The 15554-nt window shown below is 73.3% G+C and carries 13 protein-coding genes; 10 read left to right on the top strand and 3 right to left on the bottom strand.

Translation table 11 applies throughout. The annotated features are described in order from the left end of the window. Positions 1-8: 8 nt before the first annotated feature. Positions 9-851 carry a nitrilase-related carbon-nitrogen hydrolase gene (locus ACZ58X_RS04060; RefSeq protein ID WP_470332112.1) on the bottom strand — a complete coding sequence of 281 codons (843 nt, stop codon included), beginning with the start codon at positions 849-851 and terminating at the stop codon, positions 9-11. A 484-nt stretch (positions 852-1335) separates the two neighbouring features. On the opposite strand from ACZ58X_RS04060, the gene ACZ58X_RS04055 reads away from it, so the two are divergent. The 10 genes from ACZ58X_RS04055 (at position 1336) to ACZ58X_RS04010 (ending at position 13125) form a co-directional block, all read left to right on the top strand. Beyond that, positions 1336-4572: a hypothetical protein gene (locus ACZ58X_RS04055; protein ID WP_470332111.1), complete on the top strand. Its 3237-nt coding sequence runs from the start codon at positions 1336-1338 to the stop codon at positions 4570-4572. Positions 4573-4695: 123 nt separating this feature from the next. Beyond that, positions 4696-4773, top strand: a complete 78-nt coding sequence (locus ACZ58X_RS04050; protein WP_101948289.1) for a putative leader peptide — start codon at positions 4696-4698, stop codon at positions 4771-4773. A 260-nt stretch (positions 4774-5033) separates the two neighbouring features. Then, positions 5034-5609, top strand: coding sequence for a cysteine dioxygenase (locus tag ACZ58X_RS04045; protein ID WP_470332110.1), 576 nt, complete (start codon positions 5034-5036; stop codon positions 5607-5609). Next, on the top strand, positions 5603-5989 hold the full coding sequence (locus ACZ58X_RS04040) for a rhodanese-like domain-containing protein (RefSeq protein ID WP_465651786.1): 387 nt from the start codon (positions 5603-5605) through the stop codon (positions 5987-5989). Before ACZ58X_RS04045 ends, ACZ58X_RS04040 begins: the two co-directional genes overlap by 7 nt. 278 nt (positions 5990-6267) lie before the next feature. Further along, positions 6268-7422, top strand: a complete 1155-nt coding sequence (locus ACZ58X_RS04035) for an ABC transporter ATP-binding protein (protein WP_470332109.1) — start codon at positions 6268-6270, stop codon at positions 7420-7422. Further along, positions 7412-8080: an ABC transporter permease gene (locus ACZ58X_RS04030; RefSeq protein WP_188303439.1), complete on the top strand. Its 669-nt coding sequence runs from the start codon at positions 7412-7414 to the stop codon at positions 8078-8080. The genes ACZ58X_RS04035 and ACZ58X_RS04030 overlap by 11 nt, the downstream gene beginning before the upstream one ends. Continuing rightward, positions 8077-8754 carry an ABC transporter permease gene (locus ACZ58X_RS04025; RefSeq protein ID WP_470332108.1) on the top strand — a complete coding sequence of 226 codons (678 nt, stop codon included), beginning with the start codon at positions 8077-8079 and terminating at the stop codon, positions 8752-8754. The genes ACZ58X_RS04030 and ACZ58X_RS04025 overlap by 4 nt, the downstream gene beginning before the upstream one ends. Positions 8755-8805: 51 nt before the next feature. Beyond that, on the top strand, positions 8806-9774 hold the full coding sequence (locus ACZ58X_RS04020) for an ABC transporter substrate-binding protein (RefSeq protein WP_470332107.1): 969 nt from the start codon (positions 8806-8808) through the stop codon (positions 9772-9774). Positions 9775-10051: 277 nt separating this feature from the next. Continuing rightward, positions 10052-10609 carry a hypothetical protein gene (locus tag ACZ58X_RS04015; RefSeq protein WP_470332106.1) on the top strand — a complete coding sequence of 186 codons (558 nt, stop codon included), beginning with the start codon at positions 10052-10054 and terminating at the stop codon, positions 10607-10609. Positions 10610-11070: 461 nt separating this feature from the next. After that, positions 11071-13125: a glycosyl hydrolase family 18 protein gene (locus ACZ58X_RS04010; RefSeq protein ID WP_470332105.1), complete on the top strand. Its 2055-nt coding sequence runs from the start codon at positions 11071-11073 to the stop codon at positions 13123-13125. 142 nt (positions 13126-13267) lie between these two features. On the opposite strand, the gene ACZ58X_RS04005 is transcribed toward ACZ58X_RS04010, so the two are convergent. Together ACZ58X_RS04005 and ACZ58X_RS04000 are read right to left on the bottom strand one after the other, a co-directional pair. After that, complete coding sequence (locus ACZ58X_RS04005) at positions 13268-14578, bottom strand: multidrug effflux MFS transporter (RefSeq protein ID WP_470332104.1); 1311 nt, start codon at positions 14576-14578, stop codon at positions 13268-13270. 220 nt (positions 14579-14798) lie between these two features. After that, the gene (locus tag ACZ58X_RS04000; protein ID WP_470332103.1) at positions 14799-15269 is read right to left on the bottom strand and encodes a hypothetical protein; all 471 of its coding nucleotides are present in this window, start codon (positions 15267-15269) and stop codon (positions 14799-14801) included. Positions 15270-15554: the final 285 nt, after the last annotated feature.

Raw genomic sequence — 15554 nt, 5'->3', positions numbered from 1 at the left:
GGTGCTCCTCAGGCCTCGGCGAGCGGTCCGTAGGCGTCGGGCCGGCGGTCGCGGTAGAACGCCCACTGCTGGCGGACCTCTTCGATCAGGCCGAGGTCGAGGTCGCGGACGACCAGTTCCTCCTCCTTGTCGGAGGCGACCTCGCCGACGAACTGGCCGCGCGGGTCGACGAAGTAGGAGGTGCCGTAGAAGTCGTTGTCGCCGTACTCCTCGGTGCCGACCCGGTTGATGGCGGCGACGAAGTACTCGTTGGCGACGGCGGCGGCGGGCTGTTCGAGCTGCCAGAGGTAGGCGGACAGGCCGCGGCTGGTGGCGGAGGGGTTGTAGACGATCTGCGCGCCGGCCAGGCCCAGGGCGCGCCAGCCCTCGGGGAAGTGCCGGTCGTAGCAGATGTAGACGCCGACCTTGCCGACGGCGGTGTCGAAGACGGGCCAGCCGAGGTTGCCGGGCTTGAAGTAGTACTTCTCCCAGAAGCCCTTGACCTGCGGGATGTGGTGCTTGCGGTACTTGCCGAGGTAGCTGCCGTCCGCGTCGATCACCGCGGCGGTGTTGTAGTAGACGCCGGCCTGCTCCTCCTCGTAGACCGGTACGACGATCACCATGCCGAGTTCGCGGGCGAGGTCCTGCATCCGGCGCACGGTCGGCCCGTCCGGGACGGCCTCGGCCCAGCGGTAGTGCTCGGGTTCCTGGACCTGACAGAAGTACGGGGAGTTGAACACCTCCTGGAAGCCGATGATCTTCGCGCCCCGGGCGGCGGCCTCGCGGGCGTAGCGCTCGTGGAGCGCGATCATGCTCTCCTGGTCGCCGGTCCAGCGGGTCTGGACGAGCGCGGCACGGACGATCTGCGACATGGGTACCTCCGCAACTCCGCGTCCCGGCCGTGCGGTCGGGCCCGCGGTCTGAGGGTTGACGGGGCGGGTCTCGCCTGCGGCTCCGCTCGGGGGCCGCGGGGGTCTACGGGAAGGGTCTACGTGCGTAGAAAGCGATCTGTAGACGGTAGGCCGGGCTTTGGTCGCCTGACAATACGTCGGCGGTAACGCCTAAGGGGCGATCTTGTTACGCGGACACGCGGATGGCTCTGGGTGGGATGAAATGCTCATCTACCCCATTGGTGGCCTCCTTACTCATTCGAGTGAAAGCGGGCACCGGGGGTGCGGACTCGGCCACGGCAGGGTAGAACGCGCCTTGACGGTGCGACGGATCGTCATCCGGCGCACGTACGGGGCGACTTCGGTGATCATGCGCTGATCGTCCGAGGCCGGATGCGGTGACCGGACACCGGGTTCGGACACGGGGATCGACGGTCGGCAGGGGGCCGAACGGGGGGTGGCACTGATGACAGCGACGGACGAGCGCGCGGAGCGCGCGACGGGTACGTCGGCGCCGGCGGGGCGGCCGCCCGCCCTGCCCGCCTGGGCGGGCCTGCTGCTCGCCCTCGGAGCCCTGCTGCCGCTCGCCGTCGGCCTCCTCCTCGCCCCCGGGCAGGTGCCGCGCGCCGGGCTGACGGCCCTGCGCCTGGCGGGCTCCCGGGCCGCCGCCGAGGCGGTGGTCGGCGGGAGCTCCGCAGCGTACCGGGCCGCCCTGGGCGGCGAGCCCTGGCCGATCGCCGGCTACGGGCTGACGCTGACGGCCGCGGCCCTGCTGGGCGGGTACGTGCTCGGGCGGCGCCGTCGGCTCGGGCCGGCCCTGGTGGTCGGGGTCGCCGGGCTGCTCGCCGCCGGCTGCGACCTCGCCGCCGACGTCCTGCTGCGCCTGGGGCTCGACCACGCCGACTCCGACACCCCCTTCGCGGTGGCGGCGGCGCTCACCACCGTCAGCCGGCTGCTGCTCCTGCCCGCCGGGGTGACGGCCGCGGCGCTGGTCGCGGTGACGGCCGCCAGGGCCGCCCGCGGGCTGCGCGCCACCGCGGGGAAACCCGGTGACGACACCGACCCGGACCGCCCGGCGCTGATACCGCCCTGGCCCGTCCTCACCCGGCACGGCCACCCGCTGCACGGCCACCCGCTGCACGGGCCCCGGCACGTGCCCCGGCCCGAACCACCACCCGAGGCACCACCCGAGTCACCGCACTCGTCGCCGCACTCGTCGCCGCAGGGCTCCCGGTCCGGGCCCCCGCGGCAGGCGGCAGCCACGCAGCCCGACGCTCCCGGCGCCCACGCCCACTGGCGGGACGCCGGCCGGGTGCCGCCCGGTCGCGAGCCCGCCGAGCTGGGCTTCTGCGCCTCGGGCGGCGGCATCCGCTCGGCCTGCGTCACGCTCGGCGCGCTCCAGGCCCTGCGCCCGTGGCTGAAACGGGCCCGCTACCTGGTCTCCGTCTCCGGCGGCGGGTACACCGTGGGCGCGCTGCAACTCGCGCTCAGCGACGCCGCGCCCGGCAGCCCGGTGCGCGCCGTCTCGGGCCTGACGGCCGACACGGTACTGGAGCCCGGCTCCCCGGAGGAGGACCACCTCCGCCGCCACAGCAAGTACATCGCCGACGGCACCGGCGAGTGGCTGGTCGCCCTCGGCACCCTGCTGCGCGGCGTGCTCTCGGCGCTCACCCTGCTGCTGGCCGCCGTCCTGGCGCTCGGCCTCGGCCTCAGCCGCTTCTACCACGCCGTCCCGCTGACCGACCTGGACGCACTGGCCGCCGCCGGCCTGCGCCACCCGGGCGCCGTGCCGGGCGGGTTGGAGTTCCGCGCCCCCGCGCTGGCCGCCCTCGGCGTGGTGCTGGGCGCGGCGGCCTGCTGCTGGCTGCTGTGGCTGCTGGCCTTCCCGCCGCTCGGCTGGCACGCGCTGCTGCCGCGCGCGCTGCGCCGGCTCAACTACGCCGCTCTCGCGCTGGCCGGGCTGCTGGCCCTCGGAGTGCTGGCGTTGCCGGGCCTGGCCTGGGGCGCGGTCCGGCTCCAGCAGGCGCTGGCGGCCGGCCCGCAACTGACCGGCGCGGGGCTCAGCCTGACCGTGGTCCTCAGCTACCTCGCCCTGCTGCTCGGCATACTCTGGCGCGACCGCCGGGCGATCGGTAGCGGCGTTCACGCGGCCGCCGGAGCCCTGCGCGGCGCCGGCCGGCTCGGCGGCGGGCTGACCGCCAACCTCCCGCAGTACCTGGTGGTCTGGGCCGCCCTCAGCACCCTGGCGGCCGGCGCGCTGCTGGCCCTCGGCTGGGCGGTCGCCACCGGGTACGCCTGGCCGACGGCGGTCCAGGTGCTGCTGCCGCTGGTGCTCGGCGCGGTCGGGCTCAACCTCGACCAGACCTGGATGAGCCTGCACCCGTTCTACCGGCTGCGCCTGGCCTCCGCCTTCGCCGTCCGCCGGGTCACCGAGGGCGGCCGCTCGCTCGCCCGCCGGTACGACTTCCACCGGGAGCAGACCTGGCTGAGCCACTACGGCGCCCGGCACCCCGACTTCCCCCAGGTGATCTTCTCGGCGGCGGCCAACCTGTCCGGCAACTCCCGTACCCCGCCCGGCCGTCGGGCGGTCTCCTTCACCCTCTCGTACGACTACGTCGGTGGCCCGGACATCGGCTACGCGCGCACCGACCTGCTGGAGCGGCGGACGCGGCGGCACATCGCCCGGGACCTCACCGTGCAGTCCGCGATGGCCGTCTCCGGCGCCGCCTTCTCCTCCGCGATGGGCCGCCAGTCCCGCGTCTACCAGGGCCTGTTCGCGGTCACCAACGCCCGGCTCGGGACGTGGCTGCCCAACCCGGCGGAGCTCGGCCCGGCCTGGTCCGGCACGCCCGACTGGCGCCGCGCCGGGCAGCCCGCCGTGCGCCGACTGCCCTACCAACTCCGCGAGCTGACCGGCCGGTTCCCGGCGGACGACCGCTTCCTGCTCACCACCGACGGCGGGCACTACGAGAACCTCGGGCTGGTCGAACTGCTGCGGCACCGGGTCCGGACGGCGGTGAGCATCGACGCCAGCGGGGACTCCGGCTACGCCGCCAACCTGGCCGCCGCGATCACCCTGGCCCGCGAGGAGCTCGGCATCGTCATCACCCTGCACCGGCCGGAGCTGCTGATCCCGGGCAGCGCCACCACCGGCCGCGCCCCTGAGGGGGGCCACGACGGTGACCACGGCAATGACCACGGCAATGACCACGACGGGGCCGGCGCCGATGGCGGCACTCCCCTGCGCGGGCTGGCGGCCCAGCTCGCCGAGCGGCTCTCGGCCCGGGGCGTGATCACCGGGGACGTCCACTACCCTGCCATCGCCGGCGAGCCCGACTCCGAACGGCTCGGCACGCTGATCGTCCTCCAGGCGGTGCTGACCGCCGACATGCCGTACGAGCTGCAGTCGTACGCGGTGGCCCACCCGGCCTTCCCGAACGACGGCACCAGCGACCAGTGGTTCGACCACCAGCAGTTCGACGCCTACCAGACGCTCGGCCGCTACCTGGGCGAGCGGGCCGACCCGGTGATCGAACAGGCGCTGTCCGCCGCTGCGGCCGCCACCGCACCCGTGCCCGCACCCGTGCCCGCGCAGCCGCGCGGCGGACCGCCCGCAGCACCCGAGCTGCCCGCCGAGGACCGGACCGACGGCCAGGCCGACGAGCAGGCCGATGACCAGGCCGCGGACCGGACCGAGAGCTGAGGCGGAGGGCTGAGCCGGCGCCCCTGGCGGGCGTCGCGCCGCCCGTTCACGGGGCGCAACAGGCCGCAACAAACGGGCGTCCCGGCTTGACTTCGTCCGACCGGCTCGGAAAGGATCCGGGGCATGGACTCCGGCACCACTCTGGTTTGCCGCCTGCACGTCGATCTGCGACGCCAGGCGAGTTCCATCTGTGCCTGTTGACCCTGCTCCACTTCGCCGGTTCCGCCCTGTGACCACTGCCGGGGCCCGCGCCGCGCACCCGTACCCGCAGTCCTGAAACCCGCCCGCCCGGCGGCACCGCACGTGCCGTGCCCGGCCGGGCACGGGCCGCTCCGCCGGTCCGCGCCCGTCACCGCCACGTCCCAGCAGCCGCAAGCACAGCCGCGACAGCCGCACCCCGCGGTCCCGCCGCCGGATCCGAGCGCCCCTCCCGACGTTCCCGCCGCACCCGAGGACGCCCCATGAGCCTGGACCTCGCAACCGAGAACCCGACCCGCAGCCCCGAGCAACCCCCAGCCTCCGCCCCAGCCACCGGCCCCACCGCCGCCCCGGCCGCCCACCCCGCCGCCGACCCCGCACGGCCCCCGCTCAGCCCGAGCACCCTGCGCACCGTGGTCCGCGAGTTGGCCGAGCGGCCCGACCAGTGGATCCACCTGGTCCGGCTCTCCACCGAGGAGCGCTGGTACCAACGGCTGGTCGCCGACGACGACCACGAGGTCTGGCTGATCAGCTGGCTGCCCGGCCAGTCGACCGGCTTCCACGACCACGGCGGCTCGCGCGGCGCGTTCACCGTCGCGCTCGGCGAGCTGGAGGAGCTGTCCCTGGGCGGCCCGGACCAGGGCCTGCTGATCCGCAGGGTCCCGGCCGGCACGGCCCGCGCCTTCGGCCCGGAGTACGTGCACGACGTGCGGAACACCGCCTCGGGCCCGGCCGTCACCCTGCACGCCTACTCGCCCCCGCTGAGTTCGATGGCGCACTACGACCTGCGGGCCGGCGGGCTCGTCCGCACCTCTGAGGAAGGACCGGAGCAATGGTGACCACGATCGACGACCTGGTGGAGCGGGCCCGCGAGGGCGTCCACCGCCCGCGCGCCCGGGAGGCGTACCAGGCCCAGCTGGACGGCGCGCTGCTGGTGGACATCCGTCCAGCGGCGCAGCGGGCCGCCGAGGGCGGGATCCCGGGCGCGCTGGTGATCGAGCGCAATGTGCTGGAGTGGCGGCTGGACCCTACGGGCAGTCACCGGATCCCCGAGGCCTCGGGCTATGACGTCGAGGTGATCGTGGTCTGCTCCGAGGGCTACGCCTCCAGCCTGGCCGCGGCCTCGCTGCGCGAGCTCGGGCTGCACCGGGCGACCGACCTCGACGGCGGTTTCGTCGGCTGGGCGGCGTCCGGGCTGCCGACCCGTCCGGGCGACTGAACCCGAGGTCACGCGGGGTGTTCCCGGGCGGCTGAGCCCGGGTCACCTCACTGGGCACCGGGCCGCCGGGTCGGGGGTCACACCGCGTGCCGGGCGGTAAATCAGGGACAGGAGATGATGCAGGTCATAGTCTGATCAGAGTTTCCGCCGGTCCGAAGCTGGGCAGCCAGGCGGGCGGAAGAACGCCCGGGCGGTGCGACCACCGCCAACCGAACGACCCGAAAGACCGACCGACACAGGCGCCGCCTCCCCGGGGCGCCCTGACGAGGAAACACTCCGTGATCAGATTCGAGGGCGCCGGCAAGCGCCACCCAGACGGCACCATCGCGGTCGAGGGACTGGACCTGGAAGTCCCGACCGGTCGGATAACCGTCCTGGTCGGGCCCTCCGGGTGCGGCAAGACCACCCTTCTGCGCATGGTCAACCGGATGGTCGAGCCCACCTCGGGCCGGGTGCTGCTGGACGGCACCGACGTCGCCGAACTGGAACCCGCCAAGCTGCGCCGAGGCATCGGGTACGTGATCCAGCAGGCGGGGCTGTTCCCGCACCGCAAGGTGATCGACAACATCGCCACCGTCCCCTACCTGCTCGGCTGGGACCGCAAGAAGGCCCGGGCCCGCGCCGCCGAACTGCTGGAGCTGGTCGGTCTCGCCCCCGAGACCGCCAAGCGCTACCCGTTCCAGCTGTCCGGCGGCCAGCAGCAGCGGGTCGGCGTGGCCCGGGCGCTGGCCGCCGACCCGCCGGTGCTGCTGATGGACGAACCGTTCAGCGCCGTCGACCCGGTGGTGCGGGCCGGGCTCCAGGAGGAGCTGCTGCGCCTGCAGTCCGAGCTGCACAAGACCGTGCTGTTCGTCACCCACGACATCGAGGAGGCCGTCCGGCTCGGCGACCAGGTCGTGGTGCTGCGCGAGCACGGCCGGATCGCCCAGCTGGCCGACCCGCACACCCTGCTGACCGCCCCCGCGGACGACGGCGTGGCCGCCTTCCTCGGCCGCGACCGGGGCCTGCGCGGCCTGGGCCTGCGGCCCGCGAAGGCCGTCGAGCTCCGCCCGATCCAGGACGGACTCCACCACGGGGGCTGGGAGTTGGCCCTGGACGACGAGCGCCGCCCGATCGGCTGGATCGACCGCGCCGCCGGCGCCACCGAACTGCGGCCAGCCGCCGGCTACCGCCCGGACACCGACACCCTGCGCGCCGCCCTGGACGCCGCCGTACTCTCCCCCGCCGGGGTCGCGGTCGCGCTGGACGCCGACGGCCGGGCGATCGGCACCGCGGGCCGGGAGGCCGTCCTGGCCGCGCTCACGCCGGTCGCCCTCACCAAGGCGGACCGGGCGCACCGGGCAGCCGTGGCAGGCGAGACCGACGAGACGGACGAGACGCTCCCGCAGCCACCCACGCAGGCCCCGGCGGACGGAGCCGACGGTGGACGATGAACCGATCGTCCGCTGGTACTGGATCGGCGACCACCTCGGCTACCTCGGCAACCTGCTCGCCGACCACGCCGTGATCGCCCTGGTCCCGGTGCTCATCGGCCTGCTGCTGGCGGTCCCGCTCGGCCTGGCCTGCGCCCGCTTCCCCCGGCTGTACCAGCCGCTGTCCGCCGTCTTCAACATCGTCTACGCGCTGCCCTCGCTGGCGGTCTTCGTGGTGCTGATCCCGTACACCGGGCTCGCCACCCAGGCGACCGTGATGATCCCGCTCACCTTCTACGCCCTCGCCGTCCTGCTGCCGACCACGGTGGACGGACTGCGCGCCGTCCCGGACTCCGTCCGGCAGGCCGCCACCGCGATGGGGTACGGGCCCTGGCACCGGCTGACCGCCGTCGAGCTGCCCGCCGCCGTGCCGTACCTGATCGCCGGGCTGCGGGTCGCGGCAGTGTCCAGCATCTCGCTGGCCAGCGTCGGCGCGCTGATCGGCCGCGGCGGGCTGGGCTACCTGTTCATCGACGGCTTCCAGCGGACCTTCCCGACCCCGATCGTGGCCGGGATCGTGCTGATCGCCGTACTGGCGCTGGCCGTCGACCTGCTGCTGGTGGCCGCCCGCCGGCTGCTCGCGCCGTGGGCCGTCCGGGAACAGGGGGCGGGCTCGTGAACTGGCTGAACTGGCTGGGCGACTTCTTCTCCGCCCCGGACCGCCGCAGCGGCCCGGACTCGATCGTGCACCGGGTCTCCGAGCACCTGCTGCTCTCCGGCGAGGCCCTGCTCTTCGCGGCCCTGCTGGCCGTCCCGCTCGGGCTGCTGATCGGCTACACCGGACGCGGCGTCACGGTGGTCACCGCGCTGGCGGGGGCCGCCCGCGCCCTGCCCACCCTGGGCCTGGTCACGCTCGCGGTGCTGCTCGCCGGGGTCGGCGACACCGCCGTCCTGTTCCCGCTGGTCGCCCTGGCCGCACCACCACTGCTGGTGGCGGCCGTCGAGGGGGTGCGCGGCACCGACCCGGACGTCCGGGACGCCGCGCGCGGGATCGGCCTGACCCACCCGCAGGTGCTGTTCCAGGTCTGCCTGCCCTCCGCAGCGCCGACCCTGCTGGCGGGCTTCCGGACCGCGACCGTCCAGGTGATCGCGACCGCCACGGTGGCCGCCTACGTCGGGCTGGGCGGCCTGGGCCGCTACGTCATCGACGGGCTGGCCACCCGGCAGTACGCGGTGACCGTGGGCGGCGCACTGCTGGTGGTGCTGCTCGCGGTCGGCGCCCAACTGTTCTTCGCCCTGCTCGCCCGGTTCGCGCTCCCGCCCGGGGTGCGCGCCCAGCGCCGGACCCGCTGAGGCCCCTCCCTACTTCTCTCTCCCATTCGCTCCGGAAGGACAACTGTCACCATGTCGACATTCAACGGAAGCCGTCGCGCCGTACTCCTCGGCACCCTCGCCGCTCTCGCCCTGGGCGCCACCGCCTGCGGCTCCTCGGGCAGCAGCGACCCGCTCGGCGGCGGGTCGAGCGCCTCCTCCGGCGCCACGGCCTCCGGCAGCGGTGCCGCCTCGGGCGGCTCCGGCGGTTCCGGCGGGACCGTGGTGGTCGGCTCGGCGAACTTCCCGGAGAACGTGCTGCTCGGCTCGATCTACTCGCAGGCCCTCAAGGCCAAGGGCGTCAAGGTCCAGGAGAAGTTCAACATCGGCAGCCGCGAGGTGCTCTACGGGCAGCTGCAGAGCGGCAACCTGACCGTCCTGCCCGAGTACAACGGCGCACTGCTCGCCTACCTCGACGCCAAGAACACCGCCGTCACCACCCCGGACGTGAACGCGGCCCTGACCAAGGCGCTGCCCGCCTCGCTGGCGATCCTCGACTCCTCCCCCGCGGAGGACAAGGACTCGCTCAGCGTCACCCAGGAGACCGCCGACAAGTACGGCCTCAAGAGCATCGCGGACCTCGCGGCCAAGGCCGGCGAGTTCACCATCGGCGGCCCGCCGGAGTTCAAGACCCGCCGCGAGCAGCAGTTCAAGGACGTCTACGGGCTGACCTTCAAGGAGTGGAAGCCCACCGCCGACACCACCGCGAACGCGCTCAAGGACGGCAGCATCCAGGTCGGCAACGTGTTCACCACCGACCCGAAGATCGTCCAGTACAAGCTGGTGCCGCTGAGCGACCCGAAGAACGTCTTCGGTGCGCAGAACGTCACCCCGCTGGTCAACAAGGCGGGCGTGGACGCCAACGCGACGGCGGCGCTCAACGCGGTGTCGGCCAAGCTCGACACGGCCGGGCTGACGGCGCTGATGAAGCGGGTCTCGGTCGACAAGGAGGACCCGTCGGCGGTGGCCAAGGACTGGTTGAAGAGCAACGGTCTCGGCTGACGGTCCGACCCCGACCCCGGCCCGAACCGACCCCGGCCCGAACCGACCCCGGCCCGACCCGGCCCGGGAATCGACGGGCAGCGGACGGAAGCACGGCGGAGCGCGGCACCGCGGACAGCAGCATGGCGAACGGCGGCATCGCGGACGGCGGCACGGAGGGGCTCCCTCCGGGGCCGTCGTTCGCCGTTTCCGCACCGTTTCCGCGCCGCTTCCGCGCCCTTCGCGGCCTTCCCCCGGGACCTTCCCTTCTACGCCGCGAACATGACAGTGTGGCGCCATGCGCACTCGTCTCCTCGCCGCCTCCCTCACGGCACTCACCGCGGTGAGCCTCGCTGCCTGCTCCAGCTCCGGTTCGGGCTCGGGCTCCGGCTCGAGCTCGGCCAAGGCCACCGTCGCGGCCGGCTCCCCCACCGCCGCCGCCACCACCGCCGACGCCACGGCCTCGGCAGGCGCCCCGGCACCCAGCACGGCCGCACCGTCCGCACCCGCCGACCCCGGCTCCACGCCCGGCGCGGACGGCTCGGCCCCGGCCAAGCCCGCACCGCCCGCCGACGCCGGCCTGCCCGCCAAGCCGGACGCCGACCTGACCGGCAAGGTGGTCGCCGCACTGAACGCGATCGACCCGGCGATCGTCGGCGGCAAGCCCGACCAGGTGGTGGACCAGGCCCGCAAGCAGTGCCAGGCGCTGTACCAGTTCCCCAAGGACAAGGCGAAGCTGGCCCAACTGGCCGACCAGCACTTCACCTCGCCCGAGCATCCGCAGGGCTTCGGACCGGACACCGCCGCGAAGATCGACGACGCGCTGCGCGCCACCCTCTGCCCGGCGGCGCGCTGACGTCGCCCGCACCACCCCCGAACCGCCCGGCGTCCTGAGCTCCGGGCAGCCGTGGCCGCGCCCCGCCCGCCGGGTGCGCGGCCATCGGCGTCTCCGCCCTTCGGCAACCAGGGCCGTCCGCTGACGAACTGTTAGGTCTCTTGACAGACCAGTGGTCTAGTCCAAACATAAGCATGTCGATCCGACCGGGATGCACTGTGGGGGTGTGACCACCGGCGGCTGAGGCACTGCCCTGCCCTGCTCCGCTCCACCCCCGCTCCGTACGGCGTGCACAGCGTCGCGCCACCGCCCGCCTCCACGCGAGGCGGTGGGCTCCGCGCGCCCTTGTGTCCGCATCGAACGCCCCCCCGCACCCGACCACCGGCCCCGGACGTCCGCACGGTCGACCCCACGCGACCACTGGACGCCCCATGGCCCGCACGCCCCCAACGTCCTGCCCCACCAAGTCTGTTGGAGAATCCATGCGTCTTCGCAGAACCGTCCAGGCCGCGCTGACGGCCTGCGCCACACTGGCCGCATCGGCCGGTCTGGTCGCCGCCGGGACGGGCTCCGCCCAGGCCGCCACCCCGCTCCCCACCCGGGTCTTCGCGCCCTACTTCGAGTCCTGGACCGGCCAGAGCCCCGCCACCCTGGCCGCCCAGTCCGGCGCCAAGTACCTGACGATGGCCTTCCTCCAGGCCGCCACCAAGGGCTCCTGCACCCCGTACTGGAACGGCGACACCTCGAAGCCGGTGTCCTCCTCCACCTTCGGCGCCGACATCGCCACCATCCGCGCCAACGGCGGGGACGTGATCCCCTCCTTCGGCGGCTACACCGCCGACAACACCGGCACCGAACTGGCCGACAGCTGCACCGACGTCAACCAGATCGCGGCCGCCTACGAGAACCTGATCACCACCTACGACATCAGCCGGATCGACCTCGACATCGAGGACAACTCGCTGACCAACACGGCCGGCATCGACCGCCGCAACAAGGCGATCAAGGTCGTGCAGGACTGGGCCACCGCCAACGGGCGCACCGTCCAGTTCTCCTACACGCTGCCGACCACCACCAGCGGGCTGGCCGACAACGGCCTCGCGGTACTGCGCAACGCCGTCAGCAACAAGGCGCGGATCGACGTCGTCAACATGATGACCTTCGACTACTACGACAACGCCACCCACGACATGGCGGCGGACACCCAGACCTCGGCACAGGGCCTGTACAACCAGCTGGCCCAGCTCTACCCGGCCAAGTCCCCCTCCCAGCTGTGGGGTTCGATCGGGATCACCGAGATGCCCGGCATCGACGACTTCGGCGCGGCCGAGACCTTCACGGTCGCCAACGCCACCACCGTGTACAACTGGGCGGTGTCGAAGGGCATCAACACCCTGTCCTTCTGGGCGCTCCAGCGCGACAACGGCAGCTGCCCGGGCAAGGGCGGGGACGACTCCTGCTCCGGGATCAACCAGAACACCTGGGACTTCACCCACATCTTCGCGCCCTTCACCAGCGGCTCGACGGTGACGAACGACTTCTCGGTCGCGGTGAACCCGAACTCCGCCACGGTGAAGGCGGGTTCGTCGACCTCGGCGGCGATCGCGACGGCGGTCACGGCGGGCTCCGCACAGAGCGTCAACCTCTCGGTCAGCGGCGCCCCGGCCGGCGTCACCGCCTCCGTCACCCCCGGCAGCGTCACCGCCGGCAACAGCGCCACCCTGAACGTCACCACCACCTCGTCGGTGGCGCCCGGGAGTTACCCGCTGACGGTCACCGGCAGCGCGGCCTCCGGCAGCCACACCGGCGTCTTCACGCTGAACGTCACGGGCAACCAGCCGGGCAATGACTTCTCGGTGGCGGTGAACCCGAACTCCGGTACCGTTGCGGCCGGTTCGTCCGCCTCGGCGGCGATCGCGACGGCGGTCACGGCGGGCTCGACACAGAGCGTCAACCTCTCGGTCAGCGGCGCCCCGGCCGGCGTCACCGCCACCGTCACCCCCGGCAGCGTCACCGCCGGCAACAGCGCCACCCTGAACATCGCCACCACCTCGGCCGCGGCGGCGGGCACCTACCCGCTGACCGTGACGGCCACCGCGCCCTCCGGCAGCCACACGGCGACCTACTCGCTGACCGTCACCGGCACAACCCCGTCGACCGGCCTGGTCAACGGAGACCTGGAGACCGGCAAGGCGGCCCCCTGGACCTGCCAGAGCGGTGGCGGCATCGTGACCACTCCGGTCCACTCCGGCTCGTACGCGCTGCAGGCCGCGGCCTCAGCAAGCCAGACCGGCGACTGCACCCAGACCGTGAAGCTCAAGCCCAACACCAGCTACACGCTGAGCGGTTGGGTGCAGGGCAACTACGCGTACCTGGGTGTCAGCGGTGGCGCCAACGCCAGCACCTGGACCATCTCCTCGGGCTGGACCAAGCTCTCCGTGCCCTTCACCACCGACGCCTCCGGCAGCGTCACGGTGTACCTGCACGGCTGGTACGGGCAGGGCAGCGTGTACGGGGACGACTTCTCGATCACCTGAGCGACGGACGACCGACAGCTGGCGGACGACGGACGACGGCTGACAGCTGACAAGTAACAGATAACGGATAACAGCTGACAGATTTCAACATCTGTCAGCTGTTATCCGTTTGTTGTCATATGTCAGGCCCGCTCAGGCCCGCTCAGACCCCCTTCGGCACCTCCGCCGCCTCCCGCAGCTGCCCCGGCCGGCACAGCATCGCGTACGCCGCCAGCGCCAGCACACCGCAGCCCAGCACCACCAGCGCCAGCAGGGTCGACGACGGTCGCCCGCCGAGGCTGCTCAACGGCGCGACCACCGCGCCGCACAGGAAGTTGCCCGTCCCCAGCAGCGCCGAGGCCGTCCCGGCCGCCTGCGGCTCCACCAGGCTCAGTGCCTGCGCCGCCGTGTTCGGCAGCACCACCCCGAGGCTGCCCATCAGCACGAACAACGGCGGGCAGAACCCGGCCAGCCCGAAGTCCCACACCGTGGTCAGCAGGACGAGCGCCGCCCCGGCCGCAACCGCCGTCCCGAGCCCGGCCAGCATCAGCGACCGCGCGGCGAAGCGCGGCGCCAGCACCCGCCCGTTCAGCTGGGTCATCACCACGATGGAGAGCGAGTTCAGCCCGAACAGCAGGCTGTAGGTCTGCGGCGACACCTGGTAGACGTGCTGGAGCACCGTCGACGACCCGCTGATGTACCCGAACAGCGCGCCGAACGCCAGCGAGCTGGTCAACGCCAGCCCCAGGAAGGGCAGGTGGCGCAGCAGCCGCGCCATCGTGCGCAGCGTCGCGCCCACCCCGCCACCGTCCCGGGCCTGCGCTGGCAGGCTCTCGCGCAGCGCGCCGAAGGCGGCCAGGGTGAGCAGCAGCCCGAGCGCCGTGAGCGCCCCGAAGGTGCCGCGCCAGGAGGTGAAGCGCATCAGCTGCGCCCCGATGATCGGGGCGAGGATCGGTGCCAGCCCGGAGATCAGCGCGATCGAGGCGAGGAAGCGCAGCATCGCCACGCCCTGGAAGCGGTCCCGGGCGACGGCCCGGCCGATGACCAGTCCGGCCGACCCGGCCGCGCCCTGGACGAAGCGGGCCGCGATCAGCACGGACAGGTTCGGCGCGAACACGCACACCACGCTGGACAGGGTGTAGACGACCAGACCGGCGAGCAGGGGCGGTCGGCGCCCGAAGCGGTCGCTGAGCGGCCCGAACAGCAGTTGCCCGGCCGCGACCCCGATCATCGAGAAGGTGAGGGTGAGCTGGACGGCCGCCGGTTCGGCGACCAGGTCGTCGGCGATCGCGGGCAGGCCGGGCAGGTAGAGGTCGGTGGTGAGCGGGCCGAGCGCGGTGAGGCCGCCGAGGACGACGACGGTGGCCCGGCCGGCGGCTGCCGACCTGCCGGACGTCGGGTCCGGGACTGGGGCTGGGGCTGGGGCTGGATCGGTCGACGTGTCGTCGGTGGGACCGACGGTCGGGCCGGGCATGGCTCTCCTAACGGACGCGGTGACGTGGGGTTCGTTCGCGATCCGTCCTATCGCAGCCCCGCTGGCGCGACGACGGCAGGGGTGCACCGGGACGGATCCGCCCACCGGCCGATCCACAGCACGCGCACGACGAAGGCCCGCCCGCACCTTCCGGTGCCCGGCGGGCCGTTCGTTCCCTGGTCAGGACGGCTGATCCGGGATCAGCGCCCGGTCAGCACCCTCAGTGCTTGGCGACGTGCTCGGCGCGAAGGGCCGCCTGCAGCGTCGCGCCGTCCTGCCACGCGTAGAGCTGGTTGCCGGTGAGCGTCACATTGTAGTGCCCGCAGGTGCCGCTGGCCTTGGCCGCGATGCCCTCCGGGAACCAGCCCGCCTTGAGCGAGACCGGCACCGGGTGCGGCCCCTTGCCCGGCACCCCGGTGTTGCAGCCGGCGGGCAGCCGGCCCTCGGGGAGGGTGGCCCGCAGCAACCGGTCGTCGCCGGTGGTGGACATCAGGTACCTGACCGAGGAGGCGTTGTCGGGCAGCCAGGTCGGCATCGAGCGACGCTCGGCCTTGGCCTGCGAGCCGCTGTCGAACGCCGCCTGCTCCTGGTGGCGCCCGTCGTACCACTCGGACACCCGCGGGCCGATTGCCACCGCTGCCACGGCGACGGCCATGCCGGTGCCCGCGACTCCCAGCGCGACCTTGCTCACGATGCCCTTCATACCTGGCTGCCCTCTCCGTGTGCGGTGCCGATGCGTCCGGTACGTCCGGTACGTCCGATGCCTGTGCTGCGTGCGGTGCCTGTGCGGCGTCCGGTGCGGCCGGGGCCGTTGCCGGACCGTCCGCGATCCGTCCGGGCTGAACGGTCCGCCGTCCGGGTGTATCCATGGTGGCGCGGGCCGACCTTCCGGATCGTCACCACCAGGTCGCGATCGTGCATCCAACCCACGGGGTACCGTCTCCACCTTCTGGCGTATGTCCGTGGGGCCGGCCCC

This window comes from Kitasatospora sp. NPDC040550 (assembly GCF_055594965.1).
The sequence above is the reverse complement of the archived record's forward strand: the minus strand, read 5'-3'. Positions and strand labels throughout refer to the sequence as shown.